The following is a 20,766-nucleotide window of genomic DNA, read 5'->3' on the forward strand; positions in this document are numbered from 1 at the left end:
AATCTGATAATCAATCAGATATTAGCAATACATATTTACAATAGCCTCGTAAAGTTCTTGCTTACCACTTGTCTGTTTTGGTTCGCCGTTAGCCTTAGCATAAGCGACAACATCTTCAAGAGTAAGTTTACCTTCTTCGAATTCTTTACCCTTACCGCTGTCGAATGAAGAGTAACGGTCAGCAAGCATCTTCTTGTATGGAGATTCTTCGAGCAAACGAGCCGCATTTTCAAGAGCGCGAGCCATAGCATCCATACCAGCGATGTGAGCAATGAAGATATCTTCAAGGTCAGTTGAGTTACGACGAGTCTTAGCATCGAAGTTTGTACCACCGTTTCCAAGACCACCACCACGGATAATCTGCATCATAGCCTGGATTAATTCGTAGTTGTCGATTGGGAACTGGTCTGTATCCCATCCGTTCTGATAGTCACCGCGGTTAGCATCGATAGATCCCAACATACCGTTGTCAACAGCTACTGCAAGTTCGTGTTCGAATGTGTGACCGGCAAGAGTAGCGTGGTTTACTTCGATATTTACTTTGAAGTCCTTGTCAAGGTTGTGAGCTTTCAAGAAACCGATAACTGTTTCAGTGTCAACATCATACTGGTGCTTAGATGGTTCCATTGGTTTTGGTTCGATAAGGAATGTACCAGTAAAGCCTTTTGAACGTGCATAGTCACGAGCAAGAGTCAACATCTGAGCCAAGTGGTCTTTTTCACGTTTCTGGTCTGTGTTAAGAAGTGACATGTAACCTTCACGTCCGCCCCAGAATACATAGTTAGTACCACCAAGTTCGATAGTAGCATCGATAGCATTCTTAATCTGAACAGCAGCACGAGCAACTACGTCGAAATCAGGGTTTGTAGCAGCACCGTTCATATAACGTGCGTGTCCGAATACGTTTGCAGTACCCCACAACAGTTTAACGCCAGTTTCAGCCTGTTTCTGTTTCAGGTAAGCTACAACTTCTTTCAAGTTAGCTTCATATTCTTCGATAGTTTCAGCTTCATCGCAAAGGTCAACATCATGGAAGCAGTAGTATTCGATACCTAATTTCTGCATGATTTCAAAACCTGCGTCAGCTTTATCTTTAGCAGCCTGAACTTTATCTGGATTTCCTTTCCAAGGGAATGTTTTTGTACCACCACCAAACTGGTCGCCACCTTCAGCGCAAAGTGTGTGCCACCATGCCAAAGAGAATTTCAACCAATCTTTCATTTTCTTTCCCATGATAACTTTTTCAGCATCATAATAACGGAAAGCCATAGGATTCTTGCTATTTACACCTTCAAATTTGATTTTTCCAATTTCTGGAAAGTACTCTTTTGTTGCCATAATATTCAAAATTTAAAAAGTTAATATTAAAGTTGACAATAAATTTATTATTATATTATTATAGTTTTTCCAAATATTCTACCCAACGTCCGTAAGCGTCAGCATAAGCAGCGGCATCTTTCACTTTTGGTTCAATAACTTCAAGTTTATCCAAAGTAGCAAATGCTTCGTTATTATCTTTATATATACCTGCTCCCATACCTGCGCCTTTGGCAGCACCTACAGAACCGTCAGTATCATAAAGTTCGATTGTAGCGCCTGTAACACCGGCCAATGTCTCGCGGAATATCGGGCTTAAGAACATATTTGCATGTCCAGCATGGATTTTATGTACATCCATTCCCATACCTTTCATTATATCAATACCATACTTGAATGAGAATACAATTCCTTCCTGTGCTGCACGGATAATATGATTACGATTATGCAAATTAAAGTTTACGCCGTTGATAGAGCAACCTACTTCTCTATTCTGAAGCATACGTTCAGCTCCATTACCAAAAGGCAATATGCTTACCCCACCTGAACCGATAGGCGCCTGAGCAGCCAAGTCATTCATTTCGGCATACGAAACTCCTTCCGGAACAACTGTACGCTTAATCCATGAGTTCAAGATACCTGTACCATTTATACACAACAATACTCCAAGACGTGTCTGCTCTTCAGTATGATTGACGTGTGCAAATGTATTTACTCTTGATTTAGGGTCATAATTTACGTTACCATTAACACCATATACAACGCCCGAAGTACCTGCGGTTGATGCAATTTCGCCAGGGTTGAACACATTCAATGACAATGCATTATTAGGCTGGTCGCCTGCGCGATATGTTACAGGAATACCTGCTTTCAAGCCTAATTCCTGTGCTGCGGCTTCAGTAACCCTACCCTGTTCTGAGAATGTCGGTTTGATATCAGCAATTATATATTTATCAAAGCCATAATAATTCATCAAGAAATCTGCCACACAATTATTCTTGAAATCCCAAAACATGCCTTCTGACAATCCCGAGACAGTAGTACAAATCTCACCTGTCAATTTCATAGCGATATAATCGCCAGGAAGCATTATCTTGTATATCTTTTCAAAGATTTCAGGTTCATTTTCCTTAATCCACGCAAGTTTGGAAGCTGTAAAGTTTCCCGGAGAATTAAGCAAATGAGACAAACATTTTTCTTCACCAATTGTTTCAAAAGCTTTTTGTCCGTAAGGTACGGCTCTTGAATCGCACCAAATAATAGCAGGACGGAGAACATTCTGGTCTTTATCTACACAGACAAGTCCGTGCATCTGATAAGAAATACCAATAGCCTTAATGTCTTCAGCTTTTACTCCAGATTCTGCCATTATGGCCTTTGTTGAAAGTTTAAGGTTTTCCCACCAATTAGAAGGTTCCTGTTCAGCCCAACCTTGCTTAACAGCAATAATAGCCGCTTCAGTCTTTGGGTAAAAAGCAGAAGCTACACACTTGCCTGTAACGGCATTTACCAAACTCGCCTTTACAGACGAACTACCAATATCATATCCTAATAAATACATGTTATTATAGTTTTAGATTATCTTCTTGTTTTATTGTATATTTTCTTATCAAATTTATAAAATCTTGCAGCTCTATGAGATACGCCTTGCTGATATTCATCCATTGGTATCACATATTCCATCATCGTTATCTTCTTATGAAAGTTTCTTACATCAATCTGCTTGCCGTACAATACTTCATACAGCATCCGCAGCTGCAAAGCAGTAAATTTTCTTGGCAAGAGATCAAACAAACATGAAGGATTGAATTCAACATACTGACGAATAAACTTCATAGCCTCATCAATAATCAGGTTATGGTCAAAAGCCAGATCTTTCACCTCATCCAGCGGAACCCATTCTGCCTGGAAGTTGTTAAGATTCTTATTGTTCAACGCCCTGTCAATCTTGACGAGCGACAAATAAGCAATAGTAACAATTCGTTCCACTTTGGCCTTCTCAGCTCTTTCCAGCCAACGGACATCCTTCGGATTCTTTGTCCTATCTTTTGAGCTGAACACCTTAAACTGCATAAGATTAACATTTTTCAGGCCTGTAAGCTGATTGAGAACACGCATTGCCGCACCATCCAAATCCTCGTCCACATATATAAGGCTACCCGGCAATTTCATATCATGAAAGACTTCACCTCCGCTATCCTCTCCAATGCGTCTGACCAGAAGGACTTTCAGTTTCTCGCCATCGAAACCTATCACTACGCAGTCGACAGAAATATGATTGTTAGCCAAAGGTATTTTGTGTTCCATATTATTCATTTGTTTATCGTTTCCAAGTGCAAATAAAAAGCATTATTTTTAATTATGCAAATATTAAAAGAGAAAATTTTAGTGTCTCATATATAATTAGCATTCAGATAAATACATATCATAGATATTACAATATCACCATACAGCCTTTTTGTAATACCTACAATATGTACTTTCATGTAACTTTATACATAATCAATTATATAGGCACTGACATACAAATGTTTTATGTTACAACACGTTACAATATTTTCCGGCACATATTTCATGAAAGAGTTATTGTCATTCTATAAAATAAAATTTTGCAACATGTTATACAGTGTTATCCGTCATATCGTATCATAATACAAGCATTTTACTTAGAATGTTAAAAAAACAAAAGAGCAAAACAATGTATGATTTATAGCAAAAAAACGCCTTACAACCCATATCGGCTGCAAGGCGTTTCTCATTCAAAATCCAAGTACAAATGCTTACTTAGGAGCCTTTATATATAGATATATCGCAATAAACAAAAACAAAATATTAGGAATCCATACCGCCAATACCGGAGGCACATTACCACTAATCGCAAAGGTTGAAGATATAGTCTGGAAAAGTATATATGAAGCACTTAATCCAAGACCGACTCCAAGATTAAGCCCCATACCTCCCTTAACTTTCTTCGACGACAATGAAGCCCCGATAAGAGTGAGTATGAAAGCCGCGAACGGAGTCGCAATTCTTTTATAATACTCCACTTCGAATTCTTTGATATTTGCGAATCCACGTCGTTTCTGATTGTCAATATAAGTCTTCAGTTCTGAACTTGTAAGAGTCTCATATTGGTTTCTCGTAATCAGGAAATCCTGAGGTTCCATCTTTATTATTGTGTCAAGCTTTTCACCTTTTGTGATAACCTCCTTCATTCCCTTCATTTCCCTTATCATATAATCCCTTATCACCCATTTGTGCAATCTTGTAGTATCGTAAGTTGCACGTCTGGCCGTTAGATGGGAAACAAGTTTGTTATCTTCGAACTTATCAAGCGAGAACCTATATCCGGTAAGGTTATAGTTTTCATATCTTTCCATATAAGCAATCGTCCCTGTATCGACTACAAGCTGTATGTTTCTGGCATAGTTTACCTTTTTCTTGTTCTTATATTTCGCCTCGAAATCAATTCTGGTAATACTGCCCTTAGGAATATATTGCGAACTTAATATATAACTTCCAATTGCTATAATTGTAGCCGAGAGGAAATATGGCACAAGCAATCTTTTAAAACTCATACCAGTAGAGAACATGGCAATTATCTCCGAATTCTCAGCCAGCTTACTTGTGAAAAATATCACAGATATAAAGATGAACAGAGGACTGAAAAGATTTGCATAATATGGAACAAAATTCATGTAGTAATCAAAAATAACTTCCTTTACCGGAGCCTTATTATTGATAAAACTATCTATGTTCTCATTAATATCAAAAACCACTGATATTGACAGGATAAGAGCCAGGGCAAAGAAAAACGTGCCCAAAAACTTCTTCATTATATACCTGTCAATACGTCTCAGCCAAAAACGTTTCAGATATTTTTCTTTAAATCTAATAAGTTTCTCTTTCATGTATTATCTATAATATATTCACACTCCCAAAAATCACAAACGTGCAGACAGACGTTCAACCATGACCGGTTTCCATGTAGAAAAGTCACCTGCTATAATATGCGCCCTTGCTTCCTTTACAAGCCATAGATAGAAGGCAAGATTATGTATTGACGCAATCTGCAATGCGAGTAATTCGTCGGCATGGAACAAATGACGAAGATATGCACGGCTATATAGAGTATCTACATACGAAGCGCCGTCTGCCTCAATTGGCGAATAATCCTTTTCCCATTTTTTGTTACGCATATTCATTATACCGTTCTTGGTGAACAGCATACCATTACGACCGTTTCGAGTAGGCATAACACAGTCAAACATATCTACTCCACGTTCTATGCCTTCAAGTATATTTACAGGAGTTCCTACCCCCATAAGATATCTTGGTTTATCCGCAGGAAGAATTTCATTCACCACTTCTATCATCTCATACATCTTTTCTGTCGGTTCACCAACAGCAAGACCGCCGATAGCATTACCATCAGCTCCTTTTGAAGCAATATATTCTGCCGAGCGCTTTCTCAGGTCGGGATATACACACCCTTGAACTATAGGGAATAATGACTGGCTATAGCCATACTTAGGTTCAGTTTCATTAAATCTGGCAATACATCTGTCGAGCCATCTATGAGTAAGTTCCATAGAATTCTTAGCATAGTTATAGTCGGACGTACCTGGAGCACATTCATCAAACGCCATCATTATATCAGCTCCTATTGTACGTTCAATATCCATTACCCTCTCCGGAGTAAACAAATGCTTTGATCCATCAATGTGAGAACGGAATTCCACTCCCTCCTCACGCATTTTTCTAATGCTGGAAAGAGAAAAGACCTGAAAACCACCACTATCAGTAAGCATAGGACGGTCAAAGCCATTGAACTTATGCAATCCTCCGGCCCCTTCTATCACATCAAGCCCCGGTCTAAGATAAAGATGATATGTATTACCCAATATTATCTGAGCCTTGATATCTTCCTTAAGTTCAGTAAGATGCACTCCCTTAACTGTCCCTAATGTACCAACCGGCATAAATATAGGTGTTTCTATCTGACCATGGTCCGTAGTAATAAGACCAGCTCTGGCATTAGTTTTCGGATCTGTATATTGCAATTCAAATTTCATGTAACTTAGTTATATAGGCAGTAATTATTTATCATCATTCTCTTTCTTCGTTTCAGGAATAGTCAGCTTTGGAGCATTTGTAACTATTTCGTCAGTCAAAGCGATGTCCAACACCTCTCTTATATCACTCACGTAATGGAACTTAAGCCCCTTGAGATATATTTCGGGGATATTGTCTATATCCTTCTTGTTTTCCTCACACAAAATAATTTCCTGGATACCTGCACGCTTTGCAGCAAGAATCTTTTCCTTAATACCTCCCACTGGCAAAACCTTACCTCTCAAAGTAATCTCACCTGTCATAGCAAGGCGGTTTTTAACTTTTCTTCTTGTCAAAGCAGAAGCCAATGAGGTAACCATAGTTATTCCGGCAGACGGACCGTCCTTAGGAATAGCCCCTTCCGGAACGTGGATATGGATATTCCAGTTTTCAAAAACTTCTTCAGGTATATCAAGTATATCATTGTGCGCTTTAAGATATTCCAAAGCAAGCATAGCCGATTCCTTCATCACATCTCCCAGGTTTCCGGTAAGAGTCAACCGACTACCTTTTCCCCGACTAAGACTTGTCTCCACAAACAGAATTTCACCGCCAACAGCAGTCCAGGCAAGACCCGTTACCACACCCGCATATTCATTGCCCTGATACTTATCTCTTGAATATTCTACAGGACCCAGGCATGAAGGTATATCTTCAGGCTTCAATTCTTTTGCTGTGGTCTCTTTGCCCAAAGCAATATTATAGGCTGTACGCCTCATCACCTTGTTGATTTTCTTTTCCAACTCGCGCACACCACTTTCACGAGTATAATTTTCCACAATAAATTCTATAGCGGCTTTTGACAGCTTGATATTATCTTTTGTTAGACCGTTGGCTTCCAAAGCTTTCGGTATAAGATGTCTTTTAGCTATCTCAATTTTTTCTTCAGTAATATACCCGCTCACCTCAATCATTTCCATACGGTCCAACAATGGAGCAGGAATACCTCCCAGATTGTTTGCCGTAGCTATAAACATCACATTTGACAAATCATAGTCTATATCTATATAATTGTCATGGAATGTTCCGTTCTGTTCAGGATCAAGCACTTCAAGCATAGCCGAAGCAGGGTCTCCCTGATTGCTTGTTCCCAGTTTGTCTATCTCGTCAAGGATTATCACAGGGTTTGAGCTGCCCGCCTTAATCAGACTCTTTATAATTCGTCCGGGCATAGCGCCTATATATGTTTTTCTATGTCCTCGGATTTCAGCCTCATCATGCACCCCTCCCAGTGACATTCTTACATACTTACGTTTAAGGGCCGACGCAATAGAGCGTCCTAAAGATGTTTTACCTACTCCAGGAGGGCCATAAAGACAAAGTATAGGAGATTTCATATCACCTTTAAGCTTCAATACAGCCAGATGTTCCAATATACGCTCCTTCACCTTTTCCAATCCATAATGGTCGTGGTCAAGCGTTTTCTCAGCAGTTTTCAGATTGAAAGCCTGTGTGGTAAAAACATTCCAAGGCAACGAGAGCAGGTTCTGCAGATATGTATATTGTACATTATAGTCAGGCGATTGCGGATTTATACGTTCAAGTTTAGTCACTTCCTTTTCAAAAATATCCGCAACTTCCTTCGACCATAGTTTCTTCTTACCCTGAGCACGAAGATTGTCTATTTCATTTTCAGTGCCATTACCAAGCTCATCCTGTATATTTTTCAGTTGTTGCTGAAGAAAATACTCACGCTGTTGTTTGTCCAACTCTTCACGAGTACGCATCTGGATATTTTGCTTCAGTTTGGCTATTTCAAGCTGCTCGTTTAAATATCCTATCAAATGAATTGCCCTGTCCTTTATATTGTCATGTTTCAGCAATTCATATTTAGAGCTCACCTCTAACGGGAAATTAGAACAAATGAAATTGATTCTTACAGCATCGCCTTCCATATCACGGAGAGCCATAAGGAAATCGGGACCAAGTTCGTCCATGCTTTCATGCAACTTCTTCATTACATCAAAACATGTACTCATTATGGCCTTGAACTCATTGTTTTTAGGAGCTTTATTATTTTCCGCAATAGGCTCAGCTGTACCTGAAAGGAAAGGCTCGTTAGATATAATTCTCTCAAGTCTAACTTTAGGACCGGCAGTATGTATCAAAGCATTTGTCGTTCCACCGGGCAATTCTATAATACGTACTATTCTGCCCACAACACCAAGAGGATATAAATCATCCAATTCAGGACTGTCAACAGCCGCATCTTTCTGTGTCGCCAAAATTATTGCAGTTTTTTTCTTATATGCAGTTTTCACAAGCTCAAGAGTGCTTCTTCTGCCTATAGCAACAGGCATAACAATTTCAGGGAAGATTATCATATTCCGCAAAGGCAAAATCGGCATTTCCCCATTCAACTCCTCAACCGGCATCGCAGTCTGGTCAATATCTATTTTTGCTATCACTGCCACTTCGTCTCTCTTATTTCTCTTATCATTATTATCTTCCAGCATATTCTATATTGAATTATCTGTTTATACAAACGGCTACAAAGTTAGTGAATATACACATAATAATAAAACATTTTATGTCAAATGAAACATAAAATAATGTTTTTATATATAAGAAACGTAATTCTACGGATAATAAATATCTTTGTACAGGAAAATTATAAAGCTGACATGGGTAACGAATATTTCAAGTTTAAACAATTCATCATAAAACAGGAAAAATGTGGTATGAAAGTCGGTACAGACGGAGTTCTTCTCGGAGCATGGACCGATACACGCGAAGCATCAAACATAGCCGACATAGGGACTGGTACCGGACTGATTGCAATAATGCTTGCACAAAAATGCGGCGCAAATATCACTGGAATAGAAATAAACGAGGATGCTGCCATCCAGGCAAAAGAGAATATGGACAACACATTATGGCACGACAGGCTGAATGCCGTCAAAGCCGACATAAACGATTATTACTTGTACAATGAATCAAAATTTGACCTGATAGTATCAAATCCTCCATTTTTCATTGAAGACGTCAAAGGCTATTCCGAGAAAAGGAACATGGCAAGACATACTGACAGCTTTGATTTTACAAGTCTCGTCAAAGCCGTATCATATATGCTGACAAGTGATGGACGCTTCTGTGTAATCCTCCCTGCCACATGTTCAACCGATTTTATTGGAGAAGCCATAAAAACCGGATTAGTCCTCACTAAAAGAACTGAAATAATCACTAAACCCGGTGTTAAGCCTAAAAGAATTCTCATGGAATTCTGCAAAGGACATAAAAACGCTCCCACAGAGTTTTCCCAACTTTTATTATCGGCAAATGGAGAAAAAACAGATGAGTATATAGAGCTGACAAAGGATTATTATCTATAAAGTCAGAATTCATACATAAGGACTCGGGCATCTTTATATCAGCACCGGAGTCCTTACATTAAAGTACTTTTTATATTCACTTATCAGTTTTGTCCGCTTCACCGTTTTTCTTCACCAATCTGCTCATAATATTACGATTCATTTCAACCAGTCGGCGATGTTTTTCCGCGATAGATATTGACACAGGCTGCGCTTCGATAAAATCTGTTATATGCTGCAAAATATTATGAGGCTCATACATCCTACGTTTGGGCTTAGGCGGACAAATCACTTTCAACGACGAAGGAATAATTTCCACTACAAGATCTTTTGGCCCCATCATTGGGTCTCCGTCAAAATGGAACACACCTTCCGAAGCCCTGTGAATCGTTATTTTCTTATCCTTCATAGTCTTGATACGGCTATTCATGTCAATAGTCTTAGTGAATAGCTGAAACGACAAAGAAGCTACATCAAGCACAGTAAAAGGCTCAAGCACAGTTATATCCATCATTCCGTCCGACAATGACGCCTGAGGAGCTATATAGGCATTATTGCCATATTGCGAAGCATTTCCGCAGGCAATCAGAAAAGCCTTATACCTCACTGTACCTTCCGAATTCTCTATTTCGTATGTCTCAGGCTGATAATGAAGCGCCTCGAGCAATGTATTTTCAAGATATGTCGCCAGGCCTCTACGCTTGGAACTTGCAAATTTAAGACTTACAAAAGCGTCAAACCCAACGCCACACGTACAGAAGAATGGATGTCCGGCAATCTTTCCATAATCTATGCTACGTACATTAGCATTATTTATTACATCAACAGCCTTCTGGTAATTCATTGGTATATGCAAATGACGCGCGAGCCCGTTGCCGGAACCGCACGGTATAATTCCGAGTGCAGTATCGGAATGTATAAGCGCACGCCCTACCTCGTTTATTGTACCATCTCCACCAATAGCCACAACATACGACACTTTATCTTCCACTGCCTTGACCGCAATGTCGTAAGCATGCCCCGCATACTCTGTCTTTATAATTTTAGGATTAAAAATATTACGGTTTATGTTTGATTCTATATATTCAAGTATAGCCTGTTTATCCTGAGTCCCGGAAATGGGATTAACTATGAATATAATATCCTCTCTTGTGTCCATATTATAGTTATATTGGTTGTTGACGCAAATGTAATATATATTTGTATATAAAAAATCCGGTAAGTATAAAATCTTATTTCGAGTCACAAAAATTGTTCCATAATGTTAGCCTTTGTTGAATTTTTACTATCTTTGCGGGCTGTTAAGCTAATAAGAAAAATCTATTAATCATAGAATATGGGATTATTACAAGAAAAGTTAAGTAAATTCAGACTCCCACAGATGTATATGGAGAAGGGGGTTTATCCTTATTTCCGCGAAATAGACAGTCACCAGGATACAGAGGTGATGATGGACGGCAAAAAGGTATTAATGTTCGGGTCAAACTCATATATGGGCCTGACCTACGATCAGAGAATTATTGATGCAGCAATAGCCGCAACACGCAAGTATGGAACGGGATGCGCCGGTTCCAGACTATTGAACGGAACTCTTGATATTCATGTACAGCTCGAAAAAGAACTTGCAGAATTTATAGGAAAGGACGAAGCTCTTTGCTTCTCTACAGGATTCACAGTAAATGAAGGCGTGATACCACAGCTCGTTGGACGTGGTGACTATATTATATGCGACGACCGCGACCATGCCTCTATCGTTGACGGACGACGCCTTACTTTCGCTACTCAGCTAAAATACAAGCACAATGACATGGAAGCTTTGGAAAAAGAGCTTCAGAAGTGCGAGCCGGACACCATCAAGCTTATAGTAGTTGACAGCGTTTTCTCTATGGAAGGTGATTTGGCAAACCTGCCTGAAATAATCCGCCTGAAGAAGAAATACAATGCAACAGTTTATGTTGACGAAGCTCACGGAGTAGGTGTATTCGGACGTAACGGACGCGGTGTTTGCGACCATTTTGGCCTGACAGACGAAGTTGACATCATCATGGGTACATTCAGCAAGTCGTTGGCGTCAATCGGAGGTTTCGTTGCCGCCGACAAAGATATCATCAACTGGTTACGCCACAATGCCCGTTCATATATATTCCAGGCAAGCAGTACTCCTGCGGCTACAGCAGCAGCGATTGAAGCTCTTCATATTTTAAAGACAGAACCTCAGCGCCAGGAGAACCTGTGGAAGATAACAAACTATGCCCTTAAACGCTTCCGTGAATGTGGTTTCGAAATTGGTGACACTGAAAGCCCTATTATCCCATTATATGTTCGTGATACAGACAAGACTTTCCTTGTAACAAAAATGGCATTCGACGAAGGAGTATTCATCAACCCTGTAATACCTCCTGCATGTGCGCCACAAGATACACTTGTAAGATTTGCGCTCATGGCTACACACACTAAAGAGCAGATTGATTTTGCAATCGACAAGCTTCTTAAATGCTTCAAAGAACTTGAAATAATAAAATAGACAAAAAGAAAATAAAATAATAGAGGCTGTCTCAAGGAAATCCGCGAGACAGCCTCTTTTGTTTTTGTTGTATTCAATAATTTCATTTTCAAAAGCTCATATTAACCTAATCAGTTTATATATGAGTTCAACTCATCGGCAGATACATTCTTTGCAACTATCAAACCATTGCTATCTATAAGATAGTTGGCAAATCCATCTCTAAGATGAAACTTCTTAAAGATTTCCGAAGTTCTACCCTCTGTTTCGATAAAACAGTCAGCCGAATCCAACTGGTCTTGTTCTACTGCCGCATGAAAAACAGATTCATAACGGTCCAACGAAACAGAAATCATCTTAATGCGGTCTGAATTCTGCAATGCATGAGACAACTCAGCATTCTTCATTCTTGACAAAGCGTCATAACCAGCCCAAAAGCTCAACAAAGTATATTTGCCATCATCGGCACGCAGGTCGAGCGTCTGCTTGTCAAATTCAAGAACTGGTATCGGAGTTTTATCGCCTGGTACCAACTTCTCTGTAGGGTCTTTCTTCTCAATAAAAGAGAAAGAAATTAAGGAACTGAATACTAATACAACAAAAATCGGCTTTACACTTTTAATCATGTAATGTGATTTTAGTTAATACTATCCGAGCCTGTCCTTAACAGTGATTTCATCTCGGAACATTATTTCTACATCCAAATATCAGTCACAGATATCTCGTTTGGACGCATTCATTGTTTGAAATCACTGCAAATATACGGTTTTTCTAATTAGCAACACAATTTTCACTCCATTTTTTATGTTATTAAACATCTTTTTATGATATACATCAATAATACAAACAATAAATCGGAATACAAAAACATAAAAAACACGTTTATATGGCTTATAAAGCATATTTTAATTAACTTTGCAAAACTATATTGAAAAAATAGGTTATTCACACACAAAACATACATCTAACAGATATATCAAATGGAGTTTTCAGAATTGAACTTAGACGACAGCGTACTAAATGCCCTTGATGCAATGAACTTCAAGGAATGTACGCCTGTACAAGAATATACTATACCGGTTTTACTTGAGGGACACGACCTCATAGGAGTAGCACAGACAGGAACAGGCAAAACAGCGGCTTATCTACTTCCGGTATTAAGCAAATTATGCAGTGGCAATTACCCGGAAGACTCCATTAACTGCATAATAATGTCGCCAACCAGAGAGCTGGCAATACAGATTGACAGACAGATGGAAGCCTTTTCATACTTCATGCCAGTTTCGGGAGTAGCTGTATATGGCGGTAATGACGGAGTCCGTTTCGAACAAGAGAAAAAAGGACTTACACTTGGCGCTGACGTAGTAATTGCGACTCCGGGACGTCTGATAAGCCATATAAGCTTAGGCTACGTGGATTTGTCAAAAGTATCATTCTTTATACTTGACGAAGCCGACAGAATGCTCGACATGGGATTCTATGATGACATCATTCAAATAGTAAAGCATCTACCTAAAGAAAGACAAACCATAATGTTCTCTGCTACCATGCCTGATAAAATCAGACAACTTGCGGAAAATATCCTTAACAATCCCAAAGAAGTAAAATTAGCAGTTTCAAAACCTGCCGAAAAGATTATTCAAGCAGCATATATATGTTACGAGGCCCAGAAACTTGACATTATAAAGGATTTATTCTCTTCGCAGGAACCAGAGAGAGTGATAATCTTTGCATCATCAAAAATGAAAGTCAAAGAAGTGACCAAAGCTCTTTCAAGAATGAAACTGAATGTTGGCGAGATGCATTCCGATCTTGAACAAAGCCAAAGAGAAGAAATCCTTCACGAATTCAGAAATGGAAGAGTAAAAATACTCGTAGCTACAGACATAGTGGCAAGAGGTATAGATATTGACGATATTAGATTAGTCATAAATTACGACGTACCTCACGACTGCGAGGATTATGTACACAGAATTGGACGTACAGCGCGAGCAAACAATGACGGATGCGCAATAACCTTCGTAAGCGAAACCGAGCAGACTAAATTCTATCAGATAGAACAGTTTTTGGATAAAACGATATATAAACTACAGATACCGGACCAGATAGGTGAAGGTCCTGAATATACACCAAAAACGGCTCAGAGCAATAGGAAAAAACGAAATGTGAAAAAGCATGGTAGTGTTCAAAATGGCAAAAAGAAATTCTCAAACAAAAAGAATAATACAACATTAAACAAACCACAAGAATAAATTATGATAATTGCTGTTGATTTTGATGGTACAATTGTAGAACACAAATACCCTTACATTGGGAAGGAAATACCATTTGCCATAAAAACACTCAAGAAGCTCAAAGAAGAGAGGCACACGTTTACTCTCTGGGCGGATTATTAAGCAAACTATTCGGACAATAAAAAAACATGGCCACGTTCGAATTGAAACACGGCCGCGTTCAAACTAAAATACGGCCGCGTTCGATATTAAATGTCTCCACATCTTTTCAAGGTCTAAATTTGTACCAGAAAATAAAAAAATCAACATAAACTGTGTATGGAACTGATATATTTACACCACAGCGGTTTTGTCATTTTAACGAGCGACGCCACAATAGTCATAGATTATTTTGAAGACTCATTATCCCCAAAAGATGGAATACTGCATGACGAGATACTAAAGCGAGAAGGCAGAATGTACGTACTTTCAAGCCATTTTCATGCCGACCATTTCAACAAGGATATTTTCGAATGGAAAAATACCAAAAACGACATTACATACATCCTGTCTAACGACATACACAAAAAAAGAAAAATAGCAAGAGACTCGGCTTCATGGCTAAAAAAAGGAGAAGAATATAATGACAACAACATAAAGGTGAAAGCTTATGGATCGACAGACGTGGGCATCTCTTTCCTTATAGAGACAGAAGGAAAAACAATTTTCCATGCCGGAGACTTAAACAATTGGCATTGGATGGAAGAAAGTCCTGAGACCGAATGGAAAAGAGACGAAAAGAAATTTCTGGATGAAATAGATATAATATCAAAAGATTACAAGAACATTGACCTTGTGCTATTCCCGGTCGATCCTCGTCTTGGAAATGAATATATGAGAGGCGGAAAACAATTTATAGACCTTATTACACCGTCCGTATTCATTCCCATGCACTTTTGGAACGACTTTACATCGGCAAACAGATTCCAGCGATACGCAATCGGCAAAGGAATAAAATCGCCCGAAATCAACCATCGTGGACAAATTTTCCATAATATATTATAACCCACTTAAGAAATAAAGAAAATGAAAGTAAAAGGACATTTTGACCATTTTAACATCAATGTAACCAACCTGGAAAGAAGTCTCAAGTTCTACGAAGAAGCATAAGGATTGACCGAAGCGAGCAGAAAAGTAGCTGCTGACGGCTCGTTCATTCTGGTCTATCTGACAGACAAATGCTCTAACTTCTTGCTTGAACTTACATGGTTAAGAGATCATACAGAAGCATACGAACTGGGAGAAAACGAAAGTCATCTGTGTATCAGAGTAGAAGGCGATTATGATGAAGTAAGGAAATTCCACAAAGAAATGGGATGTGTTTGCTTCGAAAACGAATCTATGGGATTATACTTCATAAACGATCCTGATGATTATTGGATAGAAATATTACCGGTAAAATAAATGGATATGGGCGGCATGACACCGCCCGTTATTTTTCAAGTTTCACATAGCCTAACCGTGTATATCGTACTCCCCTGCTCTCGTAATGCGACATAACCTTGGCCGAGAGCACATGTAGAGTCTCGCCATTAATAATTTCTCTTGAATGACAACTTAATTCTTTGGGAGAAAGACTTCTTCCGGCAGCTTTCACAAGAAAAACAAACCTGTTTCCGTCACGGTCTGCCGCCAATACATTCTGGTCAACATAAAAATCGGCCTTATACCCATCAACCTGTCTTCTGACATTTAAAACCCTTAGGAGCAAGCCTTTGAGACTTCCTCCCTTCTCGCCGACAAAATGACTCACCGACGAAATACGGTTTTTATGTACAGTAAGTTCAAAATGTACCATTGAAAACAGCCTGGCAAGTGATATAAGTTTATCAAAACGGTCGTTGTCAGGCTTAAACTTGTTTGCAAGCCATAGCACATACGATGGTTCGACATAATATATTTCAGCCAAACGTTTCCCACGATATTTTCCAAATGGTATTATATCGTCAGTACGCCCATAACAGCTCTCAAAATCGGAATTATCAGAACATACCAATTGTACATTACAGTTCTGAAGTATAATAAAAGCACGTTCCAATGCCGCTTGAAATGTAACCGCAAGTGTTCTTACAAACAAAGGCTGCTCCTCGGGAAACAATCTCCATAATGCATAATAAGGTCTGAAATCAGTAGCAATACTTATAGCATACACTCCATTTGCCGACGTGCGTCCATAATTAAAACTATCAATCAGGGTTGTATCAAACATAAAAACCTCCTTTTATGCAATGTAATAAAAATATTATAAATATACAAACAATCGACAAAAAACCGACACACCTTTCGGATATGCCGGTTTTTGCTGTATAATAAAATATTTATTTCCTGATAATTATTATCTCAGTCTTTCATAAGCCTTTACTAACATTTCGTCCTTGCCTATTGCGCGAATTGCCAACCAATCAAGTACAATCGCAATAAACGGCAAGCAAACTATCCATGAAGGAACAAATGTAGCGTCACCTTTCAGCATGAAAATAAATGTGACAAATGCCACATAATAACCTATAGTCAATATGATATTGAACAAGGTTAATCTAATCTGCAACATTCTTTTCTTATATAAGAAAATAGTAATCAATGAAATTATTGCAGAAATCATTTGAATGGCAAACAAAGCCCATGGTCTGTAATCTTCTGTACCGTCCTGAGCGACCAAAGAAAGATTTGTAAACTCGGTTATTGAGTTGTCCGCACCTATAAAACTGCCTAAAGAACTCGAAATGACAATAACCGAAAGAATAGCTACAATAAGCAAATATACGGATTGAATACGTTGTATCATAAGTTCAAAAATTTACCAGATTAACAATAAAAAAGCCGCTCCTGAACGAAACGGCCTTATATCTTAGGAATATTACCGGTCCTTGTCTTATTTTAGTTTTTCAATTTCCTTAGCAGGATTCCTATAATAAACCTTACCTTCTATATACTCTTGAGTTGCAATCAAAGTTGGTTTTGGAAGTTTTTCATAATAACGAGAAATCTCAATTTGCTCTCTGTTTTCAAAAACTTCTTCCAGATTGTCATTGTAAGAAGCGAACTCCTGGAGTTTCTTGGAAAGGTCGTTTTTCATCTCGACAGCAATCTGGTTAGCACGCTTGCCTATTATTGCAACAGTTTCATATACATTACCCGTGTCTTCACACAGTTCCATCATGTTACGTGTTACGGTGTTAGTAGGAGCATTTGATTTTTTGTAATCCATAATTCGATATTTAATTATAAATGTTTTTTTAATAATCTTCTTCTACAGAACCAACAAACTTGCTGGCTTCTTTATATATATTCTCTACTTCCTTGATGTACTTGCTTTCAGGGAATTCATTCTTGAACGCATAATATTCGTCAATGGTTTCACGCATACGTTCTTCTTTCTTTTCAAGCACACTTTCGCGAGCCATATCATATTTAGCGCGAAGTATAAGTATCGACAAGTCTTCACGCAATTTTGTATAAGGATACTCCTTCAGAACATTCTGAGCAGTAACAACAGCTGCCAGATAATTGTTACCTGTACTGGTCTGCGACATGTTTCCGGTGTACGACCCCAAATCATAATAGAGCTTTGCGGAGAGATATTCTTTCTCAACAAGCTTATCCTGTAACTCAAATATCATGTTCTGGGCAATTTCATGACGCTCTGTGCCCGGGAAATACTCCATATACATCTGCAGTTCCTGTATAGCCTTATAAGTACTGCTCTGATCCAGTCTTGGTTCCGGAGTATCAAGATACAAAGCCTTTCCGGAGTTGAATCTTGCCAACTCTGTATATGTACCACGCGGATAAGTAGTATAATATGTGTTGAAATAATGTGACGCTGTTACATAATCACCCTGATTAAAATATGTCATCGCAAGCATATATAACGATTCCTCGCCAAACCTTGTTCCTTTCATGATAGGAATAAGTTCTTCCAGAACAGTAGCTGCCTTACTATTCTGTCCTTTGGCAAAATATGCCTTTGCTGCCTCATATTTGTATTCATAATCCGTACTCTTAAGTACGTTATTGTACTCTCCGCAAGAGCTTAGTAATCCTGCAGAAAGGAGAACCATTACTATATATTTTTTCATATTAACAAAAATAGTTCTGCAAAATTACTGTTTTATCGCGAATAATACAACATCAAAATCATTTTTAATTATATTTTTACTTACTACAAAGTATTAAAACAAATATTTATGTACTTTTACACCATAAAAAACAAATTTACATGAAGTTTGAATTAATATCAGAATACAAGCCTACAGGCGATCAGCCTGAAGCAATCAAGCAACTAACTGAAGGTATAAACAATGGTGTCAAAGCCCAGACTCTGCTTGGAGTTACAGGCTCAGGAAAGACATTTACTATAGCCAATGTTATTAAGGAAATAAACAAGCCGACACTAATACTTAGCCATAACAAGACTCTTGCCGCGCAGCTGTATGGCGAATTCAAACATTTTTTCCCAAACAATGCCGTCGAGTATTATGTATCATACTATGATTATTATCAGCCTGAGGCATACCTTCCATCGACTGACACATATATAGAAAAGGATCTTGCCATAAATGACGAAATAGACAAGCTCAGACTCGCAGCTACTTCCGCGCTCCTTTCAGGCAGGAAAGATGTCATAGTAGTCTCCTCTGTATCATGTATTTATGGTATGGGCAATCCATCCGACTTTTATGACAACGTAATAGAAATAAAACGCGGAAAGCTATTAGACAGAAATGTTTTCCTGAGACGTTTGGTTGACAGTCTTTATGTAAGGAACGACATAGAGCTGAACCGCGGGAACTTCAGAGTTAAGGGAGATACAATTGACATTTACCTTGCATACTCGGATAATCTGCTAAGGGTTATGTTCTGGGATGACGAAATTGACGCAATAGAAGAAATAGACCCTATTTCCGGACATAAAATAGCTGATTTTGACGAGTATAAGATTTATCCTGCCAATCTGTTTATGACTACCAAAGAGAGTACTCTGAGAGCTATCCACCAGATAGAAGACGATTTGACCAAACAAGTTGCTTTCTTCGAGGAGGAAGGTAAGCCTCTTGAAGCAAAAAGGATATACGAACGAGTAACTTACGATATGGAGATGATTCGCGAACTTGGTCACTGTTCTGGTATCGAGAACTACTCCAGATACTTCGACGGACGTGAAGCCGGCACACGCCCTTACTGTCTGCTTGATTTCTTTCCAAAAGATTTTCTGCTCGTAATTGACGAGAGCCATGTAAGTGTACCACAAATCAGGGCCATGTATGGAGGCGACAGAGCAAGAAAGAAGAATCTTGTGGAATATGGTTTCAGGCTTCCGGCCGCGATGGACAACAGACCTCTTAAATTCGAGGAGTTTGAAGAGATGATCAATCAGGTGATATATGTCAGCGCCACACCGGCCGACTATGAGCTCGTACAGAGCGAAGGCATTGTAGTTGACCAAGTAATACGTCCTACAGGACTTCTTGACCCAATTATTGAAGTAAGGCCAAGTCTGAACCAGATAGACGACCTTATGGAAGAAATACAGCAACGCATAGAGGTAAACGAACGTGTATTGGTTACAACACTGACAAAACGTATGGCAGAGGAACTTTCCGAGTATCTTCTGAACAACGGAATAAAGTGCAGCTATATCCATAGTGATGTCGATACACTGGAACGTGTCAAGATTATGGATGAGCTCAGACAAGGCATACACGACGTTTTAATAGGTGTAAATCTTTTGAGGGAAGGGCTTGACCTTCCTGAAGTATCACTCGTAGCTATTCTTGATGCCGACAAGGAAGGATTCCTGCGTTCGCACCGTTCGCTGACACAGACAGCCGGACGTGCCGCAAGAAACGTAAACGGAAAGGTAATAATGTATGCCGACAAAATAACAGAAAGCATGCAGCTTACTATAGACGAGACAAACCGCCGACGCGAGAAACAGCTTGCCTACAACGAAGAACACGGTATTACACCTCAACAAATAAAGAAAGTAAGGACTCAAATTCTCGGAGACAAGGAAAGTACTGAAGATAAGCAGGCAGCACCCAAAATTTACACTGAACATGCTGAGGCATCATATTCAGCCGCCGACCCTATTGTTCAATACATGTCAAAGGAACAACTTAAGAAAAGCATTGAAAGGACAAGAAAACTCATGCAGGATGCCGCAAAGAATCTTGATTTTATCGAGGCCGCGCAATATAGGGATGAACTTATCAAACTGGAGGATATGCTGAAAACGAAGTAATAT

General features: G+C 38.9%; 17 protein-coding genes and 2 pseudogenes. 7 read left to right on the top strand and 12 right to left on the bottom strand.

The annotated features are described in order from the left end of the window. Positions 1-21: 21 nt before the first annotated feature. The 6 genes from xylA to lon form a co-directional block, all read right to left on the bottom strand. Complete coding sequence (gene xylA / locus H6A27_RS01175) at positions 22-1,338, bottom strand: xylose isomerase (protein WP_204403014.1); 1,317 nt, start codon at positions 1,336-1,338, stop codon at positions 22-24. A gap of 58 nt (positions 1,339-1,396) precedes the next feature. Continuing rightward, entirely contained in the window at positions 1,397-2,878 is a 1,482-nt protein-coding gene (locus tag H6A27_RS01180; RefSeq protein ID WP_204507389.1) for a xylulokinase, read from the bottom strand. Between the two features lie 17 nt (positions 2,879-2,895). Further along, positions 2,896-3,633 carry an NUDIX hydrolase gene (locus tag H6A27_RS01185; RefSeq protein ID WP_204403017.1) on the bottom strand — a complete coding sequence of 246 codons (738 nt, stop codon included), beginning with the start codon at positions 3,631-3,633 and terminating at the stop codon, positions 2,896-2,898. A gap of 464 nt (positions 3,634-4,097) precedes the next feature. Beyond that, positions 4,098-5,228, bottom strand: coding sequence for an LptF/LptG family permease (locus H6A27_RS01190; protein ID WP_204403019.1), 1,131 nt, complete (start codon positions 5,226-5,228; stop codon positions 4,098-4,100). A 33-nt stretch (positions 5,229-5,261) separates the two neighbouring features. Next, the gene (tgt, locus tag H6A27_RS01195) at positions 5,262-6,392 is read right to left on the bottom strand and encodes a tRNA guanosine(34) transglycosylase Tgt (RefSeq protein WP_204507390.1); all 1,131 of its coding nucleotides are present in this window, start codon (positions 6,390-6,392) and stop codon (positions 5,262-5,264) included. A gap of 24 nt (positions 6,393-6,416) precedes the next feature. After that, entirely contained in the window at positions 6,417-8,888 is a 2,472-nt protein-coding gene (gene lon, locus H6A27_RS01200; protein WP_204403023.1) for an endopeptidase La, read from the bottom strand. Between the two features lie 81 nt (positions 8,889-8,969). Between lon and H6A27_RS01205 the strand changes: the two genes are divergently transcribed. Next, positions 8,970-9,764, top strand: coding sequence for a tRNA1(Val) (adenine(37)-N6)-methyltransferase (locus tag H6A27_RS01205; RefSeq protein ID WP_204507391.1), 795 nt, complete (start codon positions 8,970-8,972; stop codon positions 9,762-9,764). Positions 9,765-9,840: 76 nt separating this feature from the next. Here H6A27_RS01205 and H6A27_RS01210 read toward each other — a convergent pair whose 3' ends face one another. Then, positions 9,841-10,902, bottom strand: a complete 1,062-nt coding sequence (locus tag H6A27_RS01210) for a diacylglycerol/lipid kinase family protein (protein ID WP_204403027.1) — start codon at positions 10,900-10,902, stop codon at positions 9,841-9,843. Positions 10,903-11,079: 177 nt separating this feature from the next. On the opposite strand from H6A27_RS01210, the gene spt reads away from it, so the two are divergent. Further along, positions 11,080-12,267 (top strand): serine palmitoyltransferase, encoded by a 1,188-nt coding sequence (spt, locus tag H6A27_RS01215; RefSeq protein ID WP_204403029.1) that lies wholly within the window; start codon positions 11,080-11,082, stop codon positions 12,265-12,267. A 110-nt stretch (positions 12,268-12,377) separates the two neighbouring features. Here spt and H6A27_RS01220 read toward each other — a convergent pair whose 3' ends face one another. Beyond that, a complete protein-coding gene (locus H6A27_RS01220) occupies positions 12,378-12,872 on the bottom strand; it encodes a thioredoxin family protein (RefSeq protein ID WP_204507392.1) in 495 nt (164 codons plus the stop codon). A 354-nt stretch (positions 12,873-13,226) separates the two neighbouring features. On the opposite strand from H6A27_RS01220, the gene H6A27_RS01225 reads away from it, so the two are divergent. The 4 genes and pseudogenes from H6A27_RS01225 (at position 13,227) to H6A27_RS01240 (ending at position 15,923) form a co-directional block, all read left to right on the top strand. Then, on the top strand, positions 13,227-14,498 hold the full coding sequence (locus tag H6A27_RS01225; RefSeq protein WP_204403033.1) for a DEAD/DEAH box helicase: 1,272 nt from the start codon (positions 13,227-13,229) through the stop codon (positions 14,496-14,498). Between the two features lie 3 nt (positions 14,499-14,501). Continuing rightward, positions 14,502-14,633, top strand: a pseudogene (locus H6A27_RS01230) (BT0820 family HAD-type phosphatase); the annotation flags it as partial. Positions 14,634-14,798: 165 nt separating this feature from the next. After that, the gene (locus H6A27_RS01235; RefSeq protein ID WP_239469520.1) at positions 14,799-15,524 is read left to right on the top strand and encodes an MBL fold metallo-hydrolase; all 726 of its coding nucleotides are present in this window, start codon (positions 14,799-14,801) and stop codon (positions 15,522-15,524) included. A gap of 21 nt (positions 15,525-15,545) precedes the next feature. Next, positions 15,546-15,923: pseudogene (locus tag H6A27_RS01240) on the top strand (VOC family protein). A gap of 28 nt (positions 15,924-15,951) precedes the next feature. On the opposite strand, the gene H6A27_RS01245 reads toward H6A27_RS01240, so the two are convergent. The 4 genes from H6A27_RS01245 to H6A27_RS01260 all read right to left on the bottom strand — a co-directional run bounded on the left by H6A27_RS01245 (position 15,952) and on the right by H6A27_RS01260 (position 18,598). After that, entirely contained in the window at positions 15,952-16,728 is a 777-nt protein-coding gene (locus H6A27_RS01245; protein WP_204403036.1) for a hypothetical protein, read from the bottom strand. A 126-nt stretch (positions 16,729-16,854) separates the two neighbouring features. Then, a complete protein-coding gene (locus tag H6A27_RS01250; protein WP_204403038.1) occupies positions 16,855-17,304 on the bottom strand; it encodes a DUF4293 domain-containing protein in 450 nt (149 codons plus the stop codon). A gap of 87 nt (positions 17,305-17,391) precedes the next feature. After that, positions 17,392-17,727 (bottom strand): DNA-directed RNA polymerase subunit omega, encoded by a 336-nt coding sequence (locus H6A27_RS01255; RefSeq protein WP_154042789.1) that lies wholly within the window; start codon positions 17,725-17,727, stop codon positions 17,392-17,394. A 28-nt stretch (positions 17,728-17,755) separates the two neighbouring features. Continuing rightward, entirely contained in the window at positions 17,756-18,598 is an 843-nt protein-coding gene (locus tag H6A27_RS01260; RefSeq protein ID WP_204403040.1) for an outer membrane protein assembly factor BamD, read from the bottom strand. Positions 18,599-18,738: 140 nt separating this feature from the next. Between H6A27_RS01260 and uvrB the strand changes: the two genes are divergently transcribed. Next, the gene (gene uvrB / locus H6A27_RS01265; RefSeq protein WP_204403042.1) at positions 18,739-20,763 is read left to right on the top strand and encodes an excinuclease ABC subunit UvrB; all 2,025 of its coding nucleotides are present in this window, start codon (positions 18,739-18,741) and stop codon (positions 20,761-20,763) included. Positions 20,764-20,766 lie beyond the last annotated feature (3 nt).

Origin of the sequence: Bacteroides caecigallinarum, from assembly GCF_016902295.1 — a bacterium.
GTDB classification, from domain to species: Bacteria; Bacteroidota; Bacteroidia; order Bacteroidales; family Bacteroidaceae; genus Phocaeicola; species Phocaeicola caecigallinarum_A.

What these genes read in the sequence shown, in the direction of transcription:
- H6A27_RS01185 (WP_204403017.1), bottom strand. Translation starts at nt 3,633, where the DNA reads ATGAATAATATGGAACACAAAATACCTTTGGCTAACAATCATATTTCT.
- H6A27_RS01245 (WP_204403036.1), bottom strand. Translation starts at nt 16,728, where the DNA reads ATGTTTGATACAACCCTGATTGATAGTTTTAATTATGGACGCACGTCG.
- tgt (WP_204507390.1), bottom strand. Translation starts at nt 6,392, where the DNA reads ATGAAATTTGAATTGCAATATACAGATCCGAAAACTAATGCCAGAGCT.
- H6A27_RS01235 (WP_239469520.1), top strand. Translation starts at nt 14,799, where the DNA reads ATGGAACTGATATATTTACACCACAGCGGTTTTGTCATTTTAACGAGC.
- H6A27_RS01190 (WP_204403019.1), bottom strand. Translation starts at nt 5,228, where the DNA reads ATGAAAGAGAAACTTATTAGATTTAAAGAAAAATATCTGAAACGTTTT.
- spt (WP_204403029.1), top strand. Translation starts at nt 11,080, where the DNA reads ATGGGATTATTACAAGAAAAGTTAAGTAAATTCAGACTCCCACAGATG.
- lon (WP_204403023.1), bottom strand. Translation starts at nt 8,888, where the DNA reads ATGCTGGAAGATAATAATGATAAGAGAAATAAGAGAGACGAAGTGGCA.
- H6A27_RS01180 (WP_204507389.1), bottom strand. Translation starts at nt 2,878, where the DNA reads ATGTATTTATTAGGATATGATATTGGTAGTTCGTCTGTAAAGGCGAGT.
- H6A27_RS01205 (WP_204507391.1), top strand. Translation starts at nt 8,970, where the DNA reads ATGAAACATAAAATAATGTTTTTATATATAAGAAACGTAATTCTACGG.
- H6A27_RS01260 (WP_204403040.1), bottom strand. Translation starts at nt 18,598, where the DNA reads ATGAAAAAATATATAGTAATGGTTCTCCTTTCTGCAGGATTACTAAGC.
- H6A27_RS01250 (WP_204403038.1), bottom strand. Translation starts at nt 17,304, where the DNA reads ATGATACAACGTATTCAATCCGTATATTTGCTTATTGTAGCTATTCTT.
- H6A27_RS01210 (WP_204403027.1), bottom strand. Translation starts at nt 10,902, where the DNA reads ATGGACACAAGAGAGGATATTATATTCATAGTTAATCCCATTTCCGGG.
- H6A27_RS01225 (WP_204403033.1), top strand. Translation starts at nt 13,227, where the DNA reads ATGGAGTTTTCAGAATTGAACTTAGACGACAGCGTACTAAATGCCCTT.
- H6A27_RS01220 (WP_204507392.1), bottom strand. Translation starts at nt 12,872, where the DNA reads ATGATTAAAAGTGTAAAGCCGATTTTTGTTGTATTAGTATTCAGTTCC.
- H6A27_RS01255 (WP_154042789.1), bottom strand. Translation starts at nt 17,727, where the DNA reads ATGGATTACAAAAAATCAAATGCTCCTACTAACACCGTAACACGTAAC.
- uvrB (WP_204403042.1), top strand. Translation starts at nt 18,739, where the DNA reads ATGAAGTTTGAATTAATATCAGAATACAAGCCTACAGGCGATCAGCCT.
- xylA (WP_204403014.1), bottom strand. Translation starts at nt 1,338, where the DNA reads ATGGCAACAAAAGAGTACTTTCCAGAAATTGGAAAAATCAAATTTGAA.